We start from the raw sequence: 17,500 nt of genomic DNA on the forward strand, positions 1-17,500 counted from the left end.
ACTACTTCGGTAGCTAACAGCGTTCCAAAACAGGTACTTTTAACCTGAATACATAGGGTTATAAGAGCGAACCCGGGGAACTGAAACATCTAAGTACCCGGAGGAAAGGAAATCAACAGATACTCCGCTAGTAGTGGCGAGCGAACGCGGACCAGCCGAGCCATAAAGATGACCAGAATGATCTGGAAAGATCAGCCAGAGCGGGTGACAGCCCCGTATGGGAAGTCTGATTGGACGTATTAAGTAGGGCGGGACACGTGAAATCCTGTCTGAAGATCGGGGGACCACCCTCGAAGGCTAAGTACTCCTTACTGACCGATAGCGAACCAGTACCGTGAGGGAAAGGTGAAAAGCACCCCGACGAGGGGAGTGAAACAGTTTCTGAAACCGGACGCCTACAAGCAGTCGGAGGAGCCTCGAGCTCTGACGGCGTACCTTTTGTATAATGGGTCAACGACTTGGTCTATCGAGCAAGCTTAAGCCGTTAGGTGTAGGCGTAGCGAAAGCGAGTCTTAACAGGGCGAATAAGTTCGATGGATCAGACCCGAAACCAGATGATCTAGCCATGTGCAGGCTGAAGGTGAGGTAACACTCACTGGAGGGCCGAACCGACACCCGTTGAAAAGGGTCCGGATGACGTGTGGCTAGGGGTGAAAGGCCAATCAAATCTGGAGATAGCTGGTTCTCCGCGAAAGCTATTTAGGTAGCGCGTCGATTGTATTCTCCCGGGGGTAGAGCACTGCATGGATGATGGGGGCCCACAGCCTTACTGAGTCTAAGCAAACTCCGAATACCGGGAAGAACTGATCGGCAGACACACGGCGGGTGCTAACGTCCGTCGTGGAGAGGGAAACAACCCTGACCAACAGCTAAGGCCCCCAATTCATGGCTAAGTGGGAAAGCATGTGAGACTTCCAAAACAACCAGGAGGTTGGCTTAGAAGCAGCCATCCTTTAAAGATAGCGTAACAGCTCACTGGTCTAGTCAAGAGGTCTTGCGGCGAAGATGTAACGGGGCTCAAGCCATGAGCCGAAGCTTTGGATGCACAGTGATGTGCGTGGTAGCGGAGCGTTCTGTGATATAGAACGCTGCCTCCTTATCTCCTTCGGGAGTATTGGAGGCAATGTTCTGACTGTGAAGCCGGGCTGTAAGGCATCCGGTGGAGTGATCAGAAGTGAGAATGTTGACATGAGTAGCGACAAACAGGGTGAGAGACCCTGTCGCCGAAAGTCCAAGGGTTCCTGCTTAAAGCTAATCTGAGCAGGGTAAGCCGGCCCCTAAGGCGAGGCCGAAAGGCGTAGTCGATGGGAACCAGGTTAATATTCCTGGGCCATGTGGTGGTGACGGATTGCGAGGGTTGTTCACACTTATCGGATTGTGTGGGCCGCTTAGCAGTTCCTGGAAATAGCCCCACTATCGGACCGTACCCGAAACCGACACAGGTGGACTGGTAGAGAATACCAAGGCGCTTGAGAGAACCACGTTTAAGGAACTCGGCAAAATGCCTCCGTAAGTTCGCGAGAAGGAGGCCCCATTCTCACGCAAGTGAGGGTGGGGGCACAAACTAGGGGGTGGCGACTGTTTACTTAAAACACAGGGCTGTGCGAAGCCGTAAGGCGACGTATACAGTCTGACGCCTGCCCGGTGCCGGAAGGTTAAAAGGAGGAGTGCAAGCTCCGAATTGAAGCCCCGGTAAACGGCGGCCGTAACTATAACGGTCCTAAGGTAGCGAAATTCCTTGTCGGGTAAGTTCCGACCTGCACGAATGGCGTAACGATCTCCCCGCTGTCTCAAACGTGGACTCAGCGAAATTGAACTGTGTGTCAAGATGCACACTACCCGCGGTTAGACGGAAAGACCCCATGAACCTTTACTATAGCTTCGCACTGGCATCAGGCATGTGATGTGCAGGATAGGTGGTAGGCTTTGAAACGGGGACGCCAGTCTTCGTGGAGCCATCCTTGAGATACCACCCTTCGCCTGCTTGATGTCTAACCGCGGTCCCTTATCGGGATCCGGGACCCTGCGTGGTGGGTAGTTTGACTGGGGCGGTCGCCTCCCAAAGTGTAACGGAGGCGCGCGAAGGTTGGCTCAGACCGGTCGGAAATCGGTCGTTGAGTGCAATGGCAGAAGCCAGCCTGACTGCAAGACTGACAAGTCGAGCAGAGACGAAAGTCGGCCATAGTGATCCGGTGGTCCCGAGTGGAAGGGCCATCGCTCAACGGATAAAAGGTACTCTGGGGATAACAGGCTGATGATGCCCAAGAGTCCATATCGACGGCATCGTTTGGCACCTCGATGTCGGCTCATCTCATCCTGGGGCTGGAGCAGGTCCCAAGGGTACGGCTGTTCGCCGTTTAAAGAGGTACGTGAGCTGGGTTTAGAACGTCGTGAGACAGTTCGGTCCCTATCTGCCGTGGGTGTAGGATACTTGAGAAGAGTTGCCCCTAGTACGAGAGGACCGGGGTGAACGGACCACTGGTGGACCAGTTATCGTGCCAACGGTAGTGCTGGGTAGCTATGTCCGGACAGGATAACCGCTGAAAGCATCTAAGCGGGAAGCCCCCTTCAAAACTAGGTATCCCTTGAGGGCCGTGGAAGACCACCACGTCGATAGGCTGGAGATGTAAGCGCGGCAACGCGTTCAGTTGACCAGTACTAATTGCCCGATTGGCTTGATTTGATCCGGTAGAAGCCAGACCTCTGGCTCCGATCATAATCAAAAGCTGCATAGCAACTTGACTTGAAATCATCGCTTCTTCCTCGGTTTGGTGGTCATAGCACGAGCAAAACACCCGGCTCCATTCCGAACCCGGCCGTTAAGTGCCGTCGCGCCAATGGTACTGCGTCTTAAGACGTGGGAGAGTAGGTCACCGCCAAACCTAGAAAGAAGCGATGAAAAATCATCTCTCAAACAACGATGACAAACAAAATCCCGATCGCAAACACAAAAAGCCCTCGGGAACGGACGCGGGATGGAGCAGCCCGGTAGCTCGTCAGGCTCATAACCTGAAGGTCGTAGGTTCAAATCCTACTCCCGCAACCAAATCTTCTAAAGCATATCAAACGCCTAGCCTCGCTCCCCGCGAGGCTTCTTGCGTTGCGAAAAACACAGTGAAAGCAACAGAGAACGGTACGCGTCGGGGCCCTCAGAGATCCGGGTTACAGGCTGGGCTGCAGGACGCAGTATGTAATCACCAATCCGGACGGGGTGGGAATTCGTCACGGTCGAGCGCGGATGTTTTCCTGCGTCCGGCGGAGGGCTTCTGGGGTGTCGATGTCACAGGCCTCCTGGGCGGTTAGGGGAACGAGCGACTGGTGTGGGAGGGCGCGTAGCAGCGCTCGGGCGCCCTGGTCGTTGTCCCGATCGGGCACGCGCCTCATATCCTCTGCGGTTAAGAGCGCTGGGGGAAGCGAGGTTCCGTTGAAGACGCAGGCGCGGGTCCCGTCGCTATTGATCAGGGTTCGGAGTGTTTCGGCGGATACGGAGGGCATGTCGCCCAATACGAACAACGCGCGCTCTGCATGGAGCTCGATCGCGCAATCGCGGGCCATCTGCCACGTCCGAGAGAGCGGCAGGCCCCGCGGAAGCTGACGCAAGTCGAACGACGCGGGGAGCGCCGCGCCCACGCGTTCGTCTGAGACGATCGCGAGGAGCGCGTCGCATCCCGACGCCTCGAGCGCGTGGGCAGCCGCCAGCACCAAGGGGGCACCATGCCAATCGGCAAGCAGCTTGTCCTGAGCGCCGAACCTGCGCGAGGCGCCGGCGGCGAGAAGGATGCCAAGCGTGCGCATGGTGGCCTGCGCTTGGCTCAGTCGAGCGGCGAGAACGCCGCGGGCTGCAGGAAGATGCTTTCCTGATGCACGAGATAGGGCAGGATCTTGGGAACGAAAGCCTGCCATTCCGGGTCTGCGCCCAGCTTGGCGCGTTGCGCGCTGCGGTGGCCGTAATCCTCATAGGCCCAGAGGAAGGTGACCGCGTTGAGCACGCCGCTGTCGCTGATCCAGCATCCGGCGAGCTTTGCGTATTGGGTGATGATGTGCAGGCCCTCGGCTTCATAGAGCTTGAGGAACTCGGGCGCCTTCCCGGGGGTGATGCGGTAGGTTCTTTGTTCGTAGATCATGTTGGACTCCGGCGTGAATGGCAGAAAATCGCGGGCACTGACGTCCCGTCACGCGCCGAAGCTACGACCAAACTTCGGGTTTTCGCAACACATAAGTCGTCAAGTGACGAAAAGATACTTTGCCTTCGCGCGGAATGGGCTAATGTAGGGAGCTGAAGTCGTTGCGTCCGGCGTCAGAATGAACAACAAGGGATGCCAAGAGGAAAGCGTGCAGACCAAGCCCAAAATGACTGAAGGTTCGTCCAAAACGAACGGCGCCGGAAACAAGCCCGGCTCGCCGCAAGGTGCTGTGCGGATGCCTTTCAATGAGCGTCGTGCCCAGATCCTGGACGTCGCCACCGAGTTCTTCGCGGAGAACGGGCTTGCGGGGCAGACGCGTCAGTTGGCGAAGAAATGCGGCATCTCCCAGCGTCTTCTCTATCGCTTCTTTCCGACCAAGGAAGACCTGCTCAAAGAGGTCTATAACCGAGAGATTCTTGGTGCTTTCAAGGCTGTCTGGTTCGTTGAGCTTCAGGATCGTTCGCAGCCCATGGCCGTGCGCCTCGACGCATTCTATCGCGACTATCTTCAGTCTACCTTGACCCGGAAGTGGTTGCGATTGTTCCTTTATGCCTCGCTGGCCGAGGCGAATATGGCGCCTGACTACATCGCGGCGATCGTCATGCAGCTGCTGGAGACCGTGATGCGTGAAGTGGCGCATGAGCGGGGCGTGGAGCTGCCGGAAGATCCCGCATTGCTCCGCGAAATGGCGTGGACGCTGCACGGTGCGATCTCTCACTACGCGATTCGACGCCATATCTATCAAAGCAGCCTGTCGCTCTCCGAAGACCAGGTGGTAACGATGCATGTCCGCGTGTTCCTCGCGGGATTCGAGGATATGGTCGAGGTGTGCAGCGGCCGCTGAGCGCTGCAATCCACTACATTTTCCCTAATTTCGCCTGCGGAGGCTTCCGCAGGCGCTGAAATTTTGTGCGATTTCCGTTGCGGAAGGGAAATCCTCACTTTTTCGTTTGTCGTCAGTTGACGAATAAATAAATCGCCAATAGCGTCAGTTCCCATAAACAAGATCAACAGGGACGGCTTGCTGCAGGTTGGGCTTTGAACGGGCTCGGGCTGAGGCGGCCATGCAAAAGGAATCGAATGATGCTCAAGGATAAGACGCGCCGTCTCGGGCGCCGGGATTTCCTCCGCTACTCGGCGGCGGGCGCAGGGGCGCTGATGGCGCCGGGTCTGGTTCGTCCGGCCAAGGCCGAAACGGCCGCGCTGACGATGCACACCTGGTCGGCCGCGGTCGACACCGTGCAGAGCCACCTCAGCGCCTTCACCAAGGAAACCGGGATCCCGGTCAATTACGGGAACTCGCCCTGGGCCCAGTACCGCGAGGGTATGGTCGCGAAATTCGTGGGCGGTGCGCCGCTCGACGCGATGTGGGTGTCGGATTCCTGGCTGCCCGAATGGGCCGAAGCCGGCTGGATCGCCCCGGTCGACGAGTTCGACAGCCTGATGAAATACAACGCCGAGGCCGAGGATTTCTGCACCGACTCCATGACCTATGGCGGTCGTCAGTACGGCCTGACCTATTACACCGACTACATGGCCTTCTTCTATGACGAGGCGAAGCTCAAGGAAGCCGGCTTCGACGCGCCGCCGGAAACCTGGGATGAGCTGGTCGAGCAGTCGCTCGTCATGAAAGAGAAGGGCATTGCCGACTATCCGATGATGCTCGCGATGGCGCAGGAAAGCTGGCTGATCGAGTTCATCTCGACGCTGGTCTATTCGCATGGTGGCCGTCTGGTCGACGACAACGGCATGGCCGTGATGCAGGACCCGAAAGAGGGTGCTGTTGAGGCGCTGAGCTGGGTCGTCGATGCGGTCAACAAGCACGAGATCGTATCCCCCGCCTGTGTCGAGACCGGCGAACTGGCAGGCCTGAAATCCTTCGCGGCGGGCAACCATGCCTTCGCGATGGTCGCGAAATACCGTCTGCGGATGCTCAACGATCCCGAGCAGTCGCAGATCGCAGGCAATGTGAAGCAGGCGATGATGCCGAAAGGCGCCAACGGCTCTCACGCGACGGTCGGCTGGATGCGTTTCCACGGCATGTCGGCGCAAGCTGCACAAGACAAGGCGCGCGCCGAGAATGCCGCGAAGCTGATCGAATGGTTCGGCGGCAAGGCGGATGGCGCCTACACGTTCCAGAAGCTCCTGTTCCTCGATATCGGCGCCGGGTTCGGCGTGAAGCCGCTGTTCGAGGATCCCGAGATCCGCGCGGCCTACGATTCCTATGGCGATGTCGACATGATCCAGGCTCAGCAGGCGCTCGCTCGCAAGAAGGACACGGTCACCCCGTGGTTCGGCGAGTGGAACGACACCAACGGGTCGGCCTGGCAATCGGCGATCCTCGGCAATGTCGATCCGGCCGGAGCGGTCAAGAAATCTGCCGATCTGTGGAACGAGCTGAAGGACAGCTACTGAGCAGGTGCGGCGGGCCTTTCTAAAAGGCCCGCCGACTGTCGGGCAGGGCAACGGGAGAGCATGACGTGGCGAATGCAATGACACGGGCGACACGCCCGAAATGGCGGGTGGGATACGAGGAGCGCAGCGCCATGCTGTTTCTTGCTCCTGTCATGGCCGTTCTGGGCGCGGTTGCGGTCTTCCCGATCGCCTATTCGCTTTATATCAGCTTCTTCAGCATCAAGCTGACGCGTCCGAACCGGACCCCCTTCGTCGGGCTGAAGAACTATACCGATCTTCTCGGCGATGAGGCGTTCTGGGGCGCGGTCTGGCGCACGGTGAGTTTCTCGCTCGTCTCGGTTACCGCGATTGCTTTCATAGCCTTGCTTGTCTCGCTGCTGCTGAATCAGGAATTCCGCGGGCGTCGTATCCTGTCGACGATCCTGCTGGTGCCGTGGGCGATCCCCTATGTCGCGAACGCGCTGATGTGGAAATGGATCTACGATTCCAGCTATGGCGCGCTGAACGGCCTGCTCTACCAGCTCGATTTCATCGACAAATACATGGTCTGGCTGGGGGATCAGGACAAAACGCTGTTCCTGATCGCCAATGCCTTCGTCTGGAAGGAAGTGCCGCTGGCGACGATCCTTCTGCTGGTCTCGCTCAAGTCGATCCCGTCCGATCTCTATGCGGCGGCGCGCGTCGACGGCGCGACGGTCTGGCAGCGCTTCGTGCATGTCACCCTGCCGGCGATGAAGCCCGGTTTCATGCTGGTGATGATCTACGAGACGATGATGGCGATCCGCCATTTCGATCTGTTCTTCATCCTGACCGAGGGCGGGCCCGGCAGCGCGTCGCATGTGCTCTCGTGGCACATCTATGTCGAGACCTTCCGCAACCTGTCCTTCGGGAGCGGTGCTGCGATGTCCTACCTCCTCGCAATCGCGACTTTCGCACTCTCCTACCTCTTCATCCGAACGCTGGGGCGCAAGATCTGACATGAGCGATATGCCTATCACCCCGCCTGTCGACACGATCGACTACCGCCGCCGCCAGAAAATCGGGCGCATCGTTCAGCGTCTGGTGATCGTGGTCTCCGCGATCGTCCTTGCGGCCTACATTCTCGCCCCGGTGTCGTGGCTCGTCTCTTCGGCGTTCCAGACCGAGACCGAGATCGTCTCGATCCCGCCGCACTGGATTCCCGAAGAGCCGACCCTGCGAAATTTCGAGGCGATCTTCACCGCCGGGAACGACGAGCCTGTCACCTACGAGACGCGCTCGGGCGCCGATCCGGCTGCCGGTGACTTCATCCCCTCCACCGCGGAGAACCTCCTGCCGTCGATGGCCAACAGCCTGATCGTCTCCACCCTCGTGGTGATCCTGAACCTGCTCGTCGGGGTGCCGGCCGCCTATGCGATCGCGAAGATCCGGTTCTGGGGGCGCAACGCGTCGGTCTATTTCATCCTGATCACGCGGGTGATCCCCGATATCGCGCTGGTCGTGCCGTTCTTCCTGGTGATCCGCAAACTCGGGATGCTCGATACCCTCGGATCGCTGGTGATCACCTATCTCGCGATTACGGTGCCCTTCACGGTCTTCATCCTGATCCAGTATTTCGAGGGCCTCCCGGACGAGCTGGACAAGGCCGCGCGGGTCGATGGCTGTTCGCGGTTCCAGGCGCTGATCAAGGTGTTCCTGCCGCTCTCGCTGCCCTCGCTCGTCGCCGTGGTCCTCTTCACCTTCCTTACCAGCTGGAACGAATTCCTGCTCGCGCTGATGTTCACGCAGACCTCCGCGTCGCAGACCCTGCCGATCCTGCTGGCCTCGTTCACCTCCGATTTCACGGTGAGCTTCTCCTTCCTCAACGCCGCTGGCGTCCTGGCGGTCGTGCCGCCGGTGATCGTCGCCATCGTCTTCGAACGCTACATCGTTTCCGGTCTGACCGCCGGGGCTGTCAAAGGTTAGAAAGGACAAAGTCTTGGCCCGGATCCGCTTCACCAACGTCAACAAGAAATACGCCAACGGCTTCCATGCCGTGCGCGATCTCAACCTCGATATCGAGGATCGCGAGTTCATCGTCCTGCTCGGCCCCTCGGGCTGCGGCAAATCCACGACCCTCAATATGATTGCAGGGCTCGAGGAGGTCTCGGACGGCGATCTGATCTTCGACGAGCAGGTCGTGAACTACGTCCCGCCGCACAAGCGCGACGTCGCGATGGTGTTCCAGAGCTACGCGCTCTACCCGCATAAGACCGTCTACGACAATATCGGCTTCGGGCTGAAAATGCGGAACGCGTCGAAGGAAGAGATCGACGAGCGCGTGCAAGACGCCGCGAAGAAGCTCGAGATTTCGCACCTGCTCGACCGGCGTCCGTCGCAGCTGTCGGGCGGCCAGCGTCAGCGTGTGGCGCTGGGGCGCGCGATGGTCCGTGACCCGTCGGTCTTCCTGATGGATGAGCCGCTGTCGAACCTCGACGCGGCGCTGCGGATCTCGATGCGCGCGGAGATCAAGGAACTCCACCGCGCGATGGAGACCACCTTCGTCTACGTGACCCACGATCAGGCCGAGGCGCTGACGCTCGCGGATCGTATCGTGGTGATGAATGACGGGGTCGTGCAGCAGATCGGTACGCCCGACGACATCTACGAACGCCCCGCGAACACTTTCGTGGCGTCGTTCCTCGGCAGCCCGCCGATCAACTATTTCGACGGCGTCCTCGAGGCCGGGCCGGATGACGAGATGGCCTTCGTCCGCGATGGGTTGCGTCTCGTGCTGCCGACAGATCATGCGGTGCGCCTGAAAGGGCAAGAGGGTCGCGCGGTGCGGCTGGGCATCCGGGCCGAGGATGTCGCGGAAGGCACTGCCGAGCCGGGATATAATGCGCTCAGCGGCACCGTGAACTCGGTGCTTCCGGTTGGCTCGGATCAGTACCTGGGTATGGATTTCGGCGGCGAGGAGCTGTTCTTCCGCGTCGGCAAGGATCTGCGCCATGCGTTCGGCGAGAGCATCACCCTCGCGGTGGATCTCAACCGCCTGCATGTCTTCGACCGCGAAACCGGTCAGTCGCTGATCTGGAACGCGGCCTGACACGATGAAACCCGCCCCTTTCACCTACCACCGGCCTGCGAGCCTTGCCGAGGCACTGGCGCTGTTGCGCACGCATGGTCCGGCGGCCAAGCCGATCGCCGGAGGGCAAAGCCTAGGGCCGATGCTGAACATGCGGCTGGCGCGCCCGGGCCATCTGATCGATCTCAACGATCTGATCGAGCTGGACCGCGTGCGGGTGAAGGAGGACATGCTGGAGATCGGCGCGCTGACGCGCCATCACCGGCTGGCCAATGCGCCGGAAGTGCAGCGGAGCCTGCCGCTTCTCGGTGCCGCTGCCGCCTCGATCGGGCATTACGCGATCCGTCAGCGCGGCACGATCGGCGGCAGCCTCGCCCATGCGGACCCCGCTGCCCAGTTGCCGCTGATCGCGGTCACGCTGGGCGCGACGCTGGTGATTTCGGGACCGGCAGGCACGCGCGAAGTCGCCGCCGCCGATTTCCTGCAATCGATCATGACGGTGGATCTGCGCGATGGCGAACTCATCACCGCGCTGCGCTTTCCGCTCCCGGTCGGCGATCTCTGGGCCTTCGAGGCGTTCTCGCGCCGTCACGGCGATTTCGCGCTGGTCAGCGTCGCGCTCAGTTTCGCGCGCGACGCGGAGGGCAAGATCGATGCGCTGCGGCTTGGGCTCGGCGGCGTCGACACCGTCCCGCTGCGCCTGCCCGAGATCGAGGCGCGCGCGCAGGGCAGGCTGGCCGATGAGGACACCATTCGCGATCTCGCAGCCGCGACTGCCGCGGCGATCGCGCCCGAAGACAGCGCAAAGGTGCCCGCCGTCTATCGCCGGGAGCTTGCCGAAACGCTTGTCATTCGCGCGTTCCAGTCCGCTTTGACCCGGGAGGAGGGTGCATGAGCGCTCCGACACACGACCCCCTGACGCTTTCGCTGAGCGTGAATGGCGAAACCCATGACGTTCGGGTGCCCGCGCGCAAGCTGCTCTCGGATGTGCTGCGCGACGACCTTGGCCTGACCGGCACCCATGTCGGCTGCGAACACGGCGTCTGCGGCGCCTGCACCGTGCTGATCGACGGCCGTCCGGCGCGCGCCTGCCTGACTTTCGCCGCCCAGATGGAGGGCCACGAGGTCACGACGGTCGAGGCCATGGGGCGGCCCGACGCGCTCTCGGCGCTTCAGCAGGCGCTGCACGAGGAACACGGGCTGCAATGCGGTTTCTGCACGCCCGGCATCGTAGTGACCTTCGAGCATTACCTGCGCGAAAACCCGGACCCGACCGCAGAGGAAGTGCGCAATGTCCTGTCGGGCAATCTGTGCCGCTGCACGGGCTATCAGAATATCGTCGCCGCCGTGCTGAAAGCTGCGGCCCGGATGCGTGGAGAGGCGGCATGAGCGGTGATTTCACCGAGATCGGTCGCGCCCTGCCGCGCAAGGAAGATCGGCGCCTCGTCTCCGGTCGCGGGCGCTATCTCGACGACCTCGCCTTTCCCGGTGCGCTGCATGTGAGCTTCGTGCGCTCGCCCCACGCTCATGCGCGCATTCTCGGGATCGACAGCGCCGAAGCCGCTGAGATGCCGGGGGTCGTGGGGATTTTCACCGGGCGCGATCTCGATCAGATGACGACGCGGCTGCGTCTCGCGCCGCCGATCGAGGGGCTGCAGCCGACCGAGCTGACGACGCTTCCGATCGACAAGGTCCGCTTCCACGGCGATCCGGTGGTCTGCGTCGTCGCGACCGATCGCTACCTCGCCGAGGATGCCGCCGAATGTGTCAGTGTCGAATATGAGCAACTTACGGCGGTGACCTCGATCACCGAGGCCTTCGCGCCCGATGCCGCTCTGGTCGATGACAGCCTGACCAGCAACATGGTCTCGCATCAGAGCCTGTGCGTCGGCGATCCTGCCGCGCGCCGGGCCGAGGCGCATCGCGTCGTCGAGGCCCGGTTCTCGCTCCATCGCCACACCCATGTCCCGCTGGAGACGCGCGGTTGCGTCGCCGACTGGGATGACGGGCGCGCGCATCTGAACATGCATATCGGCAATCAGGTCCCGCATCCGTTGCGCAGCCAGCTTGCTGCGCGGCTGGGACTGTCGGAAAGCCAGGTCACCGTCATGAGCCCCGATGTGGGCGGCGCCTTCGGTCAGAAGATCGCGCTCTATCGCGAGGAACTCACGGTCGCGGCTCTGTCTCGCCACCTGCGCCGCCCGGTCCGGTGGCGTGAGGATCGGATGGAGAACCTGATGTCCGCCGCCCATGCGCGGGAATACGAGTGCCGCACCCGCGCCTCGGTCAGCGAAACCGGACGGATTCTCGGCCTCGAACTTGAGATCGACGAGGATTTCGGTGGCTACTGCTTCTACCCGGCCAACTATATGGCCCGCGTCATCGCCCTGATCATGACCGGGCCTTACCGCATTCAGGACTACGCCTATGAGGTCCGCGTCGCGCTGACCAACAAATGCGGTGCAGGACCGATGCGCGCGCCCATGGCGATCACCAGCTGGGTGATGGAGGGTACGATCGACGCGATCGCCCGCGACCTCGGCCTCGACCCGGTCGAGGTGCGCCGTATCAACGCGCTCGGCCCGGAGGATCTGCCCTACAAGATGCCCACGGGCGAACTTCTCGAAGATGTCAGCCCACGGGAGACGCTCGAGATCGCCGTGGACGCGATCGATGTCGCGGACTTCCGTGCCCGGCAGGCGCAGGCGCGGGCTGAGGGGCGCTATCTGGGGCTCGGGCTGTGCACGGTGATCGAGAGCACGACCTATGGCTCGGAATTCTACAAATCCGCCGGTATCCCCGGATCGGGCCATGAATCGGCCTGGGTGCGGATCGAGCCGAGCGGGGCGGTCAACGCCTCCGTCGGTCTGATGGGCACCGGGCAAGGCTACGAGAGCCCGCTTTCGCAGGCGGTGGCCGAAGGGCTCGGCGTGCGCTCGGAAGATGTCACGGTCCATATGGGCAATACCGATATCGCGCCCTACGGCATGGGCAGCCGCGGCGGACGCGGCGCGACGGCCGGGGGCGGCACGCTCTATCTCTGTGCGCTCAAGGCGCGCGAGCGGGTGCTCGCGATTGCGGCCTCGATGCTCGATCTCAACGACGCCGGCGGGCTGCGACTGCGCGCAGGCCAGATCGAGCGGATGATCGGAGAGGACTGGCAGGAGGCGGGGCTTTCGCTGACCGATATCGCGCGGCGCGCCTATCACGAACCGCTGGCCCTGCCCGAGGGGATCGCGCCGGGGCTCGACTTCTCGCATAGCTACGACCCGCCCGCGATGACCTATTCCAACTCGACCCATGCCTGCGAGGTCGAGGTCGACCCGCAGACCGGTGCGATCTCGATCGACCGCTATCTCGTCGCCGAGGATTCCGGCACCGTTCTCAACCCGATCGTCGTGCGCGGCCAGCAGCAGGGCGCGATCGCGATGGGGCTGAGCGGCGCGCTGCTCGAACAGGTGATCTACGACGGCACGGGGCAGAACCTCTCCGCGACGCTCGCCGATTACCTCGTGGCCTCCCCGAACGAACTGCCGGAGTTCGAAATCCTGCATCACAACACGCCGAACCGCCGCACTCCCGCGGGGATCAAGGGCATGGCCGAAGGCGGCGTGATGGGCGCAATCGGCGTGCTCGCCAACGCGGTGAGCGATGCGCTCGCGCCGCGCGGCGTGACGATCGAGCGTCTTCCGCTGACCCCCCAATCCATTCGCGCGCTCCTGCGGGAGGCAGCGCCCAGCTCAACGAAAAGGACCCAGCCGTGACAGAAGAGAAACCCAGCGTCGGCTTCATCGGACTCGGAATCATGGGCCAGCACATGGCGGGGCATATCCTCGCCGCGGGGCATCCGCTTAACATCTACAACCGCACCCGCGCCAAGGGCGATGCCCTCGTCGCGAAGGGGGCGACGTGGTGTGACAGCCCCGGCGCCGTGGCCGAGGCCAGCGACATCACGATCACCATCGTGGGCTACCCCGCCGATGTCGAGCAGGTCTACCTCGGTGAGGAGGGGATCATCGGCAAGGCGCGCCCGGGCTCGGTGCTGATCGACATGACCACCTCGAGCCCGGCTCTGGCCGGGAAGATCGCGCAGGCGGCTCTCGCGCGCGGCCTCTCTGCGCTCGACGCCCCGGTCTCCGGCGGCGATGTCGGCGCGAAGGCGGGCAAGCTCGCGATCATGCTGGGCGGCGACCAGCGCGCGTTCGAGCGGGTCCTGCCGGTGCTGGAGCTGATGGGCGGGAATATCGCGCTGATGGGCAAGGCGGGCGCTGGGCAGCACACCAAGATGGCCAACCAGATCGCCATCGCCTCGACCATGCTCGCGGTCGCGGAAAGCATCAGCTACGCGCGCGCCGCCGGTCTGGATCCGATGCAGGTTCTCAAAGTCATCGGAACCGGGGCCGCGTCGAGCTTCCTGCTCAACGGGCTCGGGCCGAAGATGGTGGACGAGGATTTCGCGCCCGGCTTCTTCGTCCACCACTTCGTCAAGGACATGTCGATCGCGCTGAGCGAAGCCGAAAGACTGGGCCTCGATCTGCCGGGCCTGTCGCTGGCGCGCAGCCTCTATGGCAAGCTGGTGGATGACGGCTTCGGCGAAGAGGGCACGCAGGCGCTCTACCGCGCCTATAATGCGATCCACGCGGAGGCCGGGTGATGCGGTTCGAAGGCGATCACCTGATCCCGGCCGATCCCGAAACGGTCTGGCGTGGGCTCAACGACCCCGAGGTGCTGCGCCGCGCGATCCCGGGCTGCGAGGCGATGGAGCAGACGGGCGAGGCCGAATATACCGCCACGGTCGTGGCGCGGGTCGGTCCCGTCTCGGCCAGCTTTCGCGGCAAGGTGGAGCTGAGCGATCTGGTTCCGCCCGTGTCCTACCGGATCACCGGGCGCGGGCAGGGCGGGCCTGCGGGCTTCGCCAAGGGCGGCGCGGAAATCAAGCTCGCGCCCGAAGGCGAGGGCACGCGCTTGTCCTATGTCGCCGATGTCGAGGTTGGCGGTAAACTGGCCGCGGTCGGCGGGCGATTGATTCAGGGCGTGGCGCGCAAGAATGCCGAGGATTTCTTCAACGCCTTCTCGCGGGTCGTGACCGGCGAGGCGGAAGAGACAGCCCCGCCCAGCGAAGGCGCCGCCCCGACGGGCGCGGTGGCCACTGCGGCGGCGGGACATATTCCGCTGATCGACCGCGTAGCGTGGCTTCTGGTCGGTCTTGGCCTCGGGCTCGGGATCTGCTGGCTCTTTGGTTGAAAGGACGCGCGATGAACATCACCCCGGCGATCAAGGCGATGGAAGACCAGTTGGTCGAATGGCGGCACGCGCTGCATCGCCGCCCCGAATTGGCCTTCGAGGAACACGAGACCGCCGCCTTCATCGCGGCTGAGTTGCGCAGGTTCGGACTGGAGGTCCACGAGGGGCTGGCCGGGACCGGAGTGATCGGCGTTCTGCGCAATGGCGAGGGGCCGACGGTCGGCCTGCGCGCCGATATCGACGCGCTGCCGATTTCCGAACTGACCGGCGCGGATTATGCTTCCGAGATCCCCGGCAAGATGCATGCCTGTGGCCATGACGGTCACACCACGATGCTGCTGGGCGCCGCGCAGGCGATGGCGGCCGATCCCCCGGGGCCCGGCACGGTGGTGTTCATCTTCCAGCCCGCCGAGGAAAACGAAGGCGGCGCGCGGGTGATGATCGAGGATGGGTTGCTCGACCAGTTCCCGCTCGACAGCACCTTTGCGCTGCACAACTGGCCGGGGCTCGAGGCGGGCAAGATCGCGATGCGCGCGGGCCCCGTGATGGCCGCGTTCGACACGTTCGAACTGAAGGTGATGGGCAAGGGCTCGCATGGCGCGATGCCGCATGAGGGGATCGACCCGATCACGCTGGCGGCCCAGTTGCAGATGGCCTGGCAGACCATCGTCAGCCGTGCGGTGGATCCCACCGATGCGACGGTGATCTCGGTCACGCAGATCCATGCGGGCCACACGCTCAATGTGATCCCCGACGAAGTGACTCTGCACGGCACCGTGCGCACCCTGCGCCCCGCGACACGCGATTTCGTGCAGGCCGAGATGACGCGCCGCGCCGAAATGATCGCCGAGGCGTTTCATGCCAAGGCCGAGCTGATCTATCAGCGCCGCTACCCGGCCACGATCAACGACCCCGAGGCGGCCGAAACGGCACGCCGCGCCGCCGAGGCCATCGTGGGCCGCGACGCGGTGCAGGTCGATTACGCGTCCAGCATGGCGAGCGAGGATTTCGCCTTCCTGCTGGAGAAGGTGCCCGGCGCTTACGGCTGGATCGGCAATGGATCGGCCGAGGGCGGGCGCAACCTGCACAGCCCGCATTACGATTTCAACGACTCGATCCTGCCGCTGGGCGTTCAGTTCTTCGTCGAGGTCGCGCATCGCGCGCTGGCCGGGTCGAACGATTGAGGGGCCAGCCGTGACCCATCCCGCCGCGCAAGATCCGTGGTTCGAACTGGCGCGGTCCGACACACCCGGCGCAATCGCGGTGATCTCTGCCATCGAAGGCCCGGCCTATCGAAATATCGGCACCGCGATGGCGATCTTGCCGGATGGTCGGCGCTTCGGAGCGCTCAGCGCGGGCTGTATCGAGGAAGATGTGGTCGAACATGCGCTCGCGGCGCTGGCCGACGGGCAGGTGCGCAAGCTGCGCTATGGGGCCGGCTCGCCCTTTTTCGACTTGAAGCTGCCCTGCGGCGGCGCGCTCGAGGTTACGGTGATCCCCGCGCCGGACCGTTCCTTGCTTAGCGAGCTTGCGGCAAGGCGGGCGCGCCGCGCGGAGGCGGCCTTGGGACTGAGCGCCTCGGGGGGCTTGCGTTTGATGCAGGAGGGCGAGGCTCCCGACGAGCCGGGAGAGCTGCGTATCGCCTTTCGCCCCGAGCCGCGCTTCGTGATCTTCGGTGCCGGCGCCGAGGCGGTGTTCTTCGCCGATCTGGTGCAGGCCACCGGCGCGCCGCATCTTCTTCTCACGCCCGAGGACGCCACTTTCGCCAATGCTGAAGGTGCAGGCTGCACGGTGCGCAGGTTGGACCGAAGCGCGATCCCCTCAGACGTTGCCATCGACGCGCGCACGGCGGTGATCCTTCTGTTTCACGACCACGATTGGGAACTGGATATTCTCGAGGCGGCGCTCGCAACGCCTGCGTTCTACATCGGGGCACAAGGCAGCGTGCGCACGCAAAACCGGCGGCAGGAAGGTTTGCAGGCTCGCGGTATCGATGCGGCGACGCGCGCGCGGGTTCATGGGCCTATCGGGCTCATCCAATCTGCGCGCGATCCGCGGCTGCTGGCCGTGTCGGTGCTGGCCGAGGTGCTTGCTCAGGTGGAAGGCGACACCAAGCGAGCCGCGTCGCGTTCACCGATCGAGGCCGGAAGCCGCGCTCAAGACCGCTCGAAGTAAGCGGGCGTGCCCCGCGCCTCCACCGACTCCGCGATCCGACGCAGACCATGGATATAGGCGGCATCGCGCATCGAAAGCTCCATTTCGTTGTGCAATGTCCAGATCGATTGCGTCTCGGTCTCCATCGTCGTCTTCAGATGATCTCTGACGCGCGAACTGTCCCAATAAAAACCCGATCTGTTCTGGACCCATTCGAGATGGGACACCGTGACGCCCCCGGAATTCGCGAGGATGTCGGGCACGATGATATGCCCGGCTTCCGCCAGCTTCTTGTCGGCTTCGGGCGAGACCGGTCCATTCGCCATTTCAAGAATGATGCGCGCTTTGATCTTGTCACAATTCTCAAGCGTGATCTGCCGCTCCAACGCGGCAGGCACCAGCACGTCGCAATCGAGCTCCAACAGCTCGGCATTCGAAATCTCTTTCGTCTTGCCTT

At 62.7% G+C, this 17,500-nt stretch carries 15 protein-coding genes, 1 tRNA gene and 2 rRNA genes (2 of these 18 only partly in view); 15 read left to right on the top strand and 3 right to left on the bottom strand.

The window, feature by feature from the left end; all coding sequences use genetic code 11:
- From AXZ77_RS01540 to AXZ77_RS01550, 3 genes are all read left to right on the top strand, one after another.
- A 23S ribosomal RNA gene (locus tag AXZ77_RS01540) occupies positions 1-2,683 on the top strand; it begins 148 nt to the left of the window's first position.
- A gap of 84 nt (positions 2,684-2,767) precedes the next feature.
- A 5S ribosomal RNA gene (gene rrf / locus AXZ77_RS01545) occupies positions 2,768-2,882 on the top strand.
- A gap of 87 nt (positions 2,883-2,969) precedes the next feature.
- Positions 2,970-3,046: transfer RNA gene (locus AXZ77_RS01550), tRNA-Met, on the top strand.
- A 176-nt stretch (positions 3,047-3,222) separates the two neighbouring features.
- Here the strand turns inward: AXZ77_RS01550 and AXZ77_RS01555 are convergent.
- Positions 3,223-3,795 carry an NTP transferase domain-containing protein gene (locus AXZ77_RS01555; protein ID WP_176535931.1) on the bottom strand — a complete coding sequence of 191 codons (573 nt, stop codon included), beginning with the start codon at positions 3,793-3,795 and terminating at the stop codon, positions 3,223-3,225.
- A 17-nt stretch (positions 3,796-3,812) separates the two neighbouring features.
- On the bottom strand, positions 3,813-4,124 hold the full coding sequence (locus tag AXZ77_RS01560; RefSeq protein WP_098409767.1) for an NIPSNAP family protein: 312 nt from the start codon (positions 4,122-4,124) through the stop codon (positions 3,813-3,815).
- Between the two features lie 208 nt (positions 4,125-4,332).
- Here AXZ77_RS01560 and AXZ77_RS01565 point away from each other — a divergent pair, with 208 nt between their 5' ends.
- The 12 genes from AXZ77_RS01565 to AXZ77_RS01620 all read left to right on the top strand — a co-directional run bounded on the left by AXZ77_RS01565 (position 4,333) and on the right by AXZ77_RS01620 (position 17,064).
- On the top strand, positions 4,333-5,028 hold the full coding sequence (locus AXZ77_RS01565) for a TetR/AcrR family transcriptional regulator (RefSeq protein WP_218000457.1): 696 nt from the start codon (positions 4,333-4,335) through the stop codon (positions 5,026-5,028).
- A 239-nt stretch (positions 5,029-5,267) separates the two neighbouring features.
- Positions 5,268-6,599 carry an extracellular solute-binding protein gene (locus AXZ77_RS01570; RefSeq protein ID WP_078539960.1) on the top strand — a complete coding sequence of 444 codons (1,332 nt, stop codon included), beginning with the start codon at positions 5,268-5,270 and terminating at the stop codon, positions 6,597-6,599.
- Positions 6,600-6,730: 131 nt separating this feature from the next.
- Positions 6,731-7,576, top strand: coding sequence for a carbohydrate ABC transporter permease (locus AXZ77_RS01575; RefSeq protein ID WP_208607942.1), 846 nt, complete (start codon positions 6,731-6,733; stop codon positions 7,574-7,576).
- A gap of 1 nt (position 7,577) precedes the next feature.
- A complete protein-coding gene (locus tag AXZ77_RS01580; RefSeq protein ID WP_210401994.1) occupies positions 7,578-8,543 on the top strand; it encodes a carbohydrate ABC transporter permease in 966 nt (321 codons plus the stop codon).
- Positions 8,544-8,556: 13 nt separating this feature from the next.
- The gene (locus AXZ77_RS01585; protein ID WP_098409768.1) at positions 8,557-9,666 is read left to right on the top strand and encodes an ABC transporter ATP-binding protein; all 1,110 of its coding nucleotides are present in this window, start codon (positions 8,557-8,559) and stop codon (positions 9,664-9,666) included.
- A 4-nt stretch (positions 9,667-9,670) separates the two neighbouring features.
- Entirely contained in the window at positions 9,671-10,540 is an 870-nt protein-coding gene (locus tag AXZ77_RS01590) for a xanthine dehydrogenase family protein subunit M (RefSeq protein ID WP_098409769.1), read from the top strand.
- Positions 10,537-11,034 (top strand): (2Fe-2S)-binding protein, encoded by a 498-nt coding sequence (locus AXZ77_RS01595; RefSeq protein WP_098409770.1) that lies wholly within the window; start codon positions 10,537-10,539, stop codon positions 11,032-11,034. The genes AXZ77_RS01590 and AXZ77_RS01595 overlap by 4 nt, the downstream gene beginning before the upstream one ends.
- A complete protein-coding gene (locus tag AXZ77_RS01600) occupies positions 11,031-13,409 on the top strand; it encodes a xanthine dehydrogenase family protein molybdopterin-binding subunit (protein ID WP_098409771.1) in 2,379 nt (792 codons plus the stop codon). Before AXZ77_RS01595 ends, AXZ77_RS01600 begins: the two co-directional genes overlap by 4 nt.
- Positions 13,406-14,299, top strand: coding sequence for an NAD(P)-dependent oxidoreductase (locus tag AXZ77_RS01605; protein WP_218000458.1), 894 nt, complete (start codon positions 13,406-13,408; stop codon positions 14,297-14,299). Before AXZ77_RS01600 ends, AXZ77_RS01605 begins: the two co-directional genes overlap by 4 nt.
- Entirely contained in the window at positions 14,299-14,889 is a 591-nt protein-coding gene (locus AXZ77_RS01610; RefSeq protein ID WP_098409772.1) for a carbon monoxide dehydrogenase subunit G, read from the top strand. The genes AXZ77_RS01605 and AXZ77_RS01610 overlap by 1 nt, the downstream gene beginning before the upstream one ends.
- An 11-nt stretch (positions 14,890-14,900) precedes the next feature.
- The gene (locus tag AXZ77_RS01615) at positions 14,901-16,073 is read left to right on the top strand and encodes a M20 aminoacylase family protein (RefSeq protein WP_098409773.1); all 1,173 of its coding nucleotides are present in this window, start codon (positions 14,901-14,903) and stop codon (positions 16,071-16,073) included.
- Positions 16,074-16,083: 10 nt separating this feature from the next.
- Positions 16,084-17,064 carry an XdhC family protein gene (locus AXZ77_RS01620; RefSeq protein ID WP_176535932.1) on the top strand — a complete coding sequence of 327 codons (981 nt, stop codon included), beginning with the start codon at positions 16,084-16,086 and terminating at the stop codon, positions 17,062-17,064.
- On the opposite strand, the gene AXZ77_RS01625 is transcribed toward AXZ77_RS01620, so the two are convergent.
- Positions 17,046-17,500, bottom strand: partial view of a Glu/Leu/Phe/Val dehydrogenase gene (locus tag AXZ77_RS01625; RefSeq protein WP_218000459.1) — the 3' end only. The gene runs 853 nt beyond the window's last position; 455 of the gene's 1,308 nt are visible here — the last part of the coding sequence; its start codon lies beyond the right edge, outside the window; the stop codon is at positions 17,046-17,048. The genes AXZ77_RS01620 and AXZ77_RS01625 overlap by 19 nt on opposite strands.

It is taken from the genome of Thioclava sp. ES.031 (genome assembly GCF_002563775.1).
Classification (GTDB): Bacteria; Pseudomonadota; Alphaproteobacteria; order Rhodobacterales; family Rhodobacteraceae; genus Thioclava.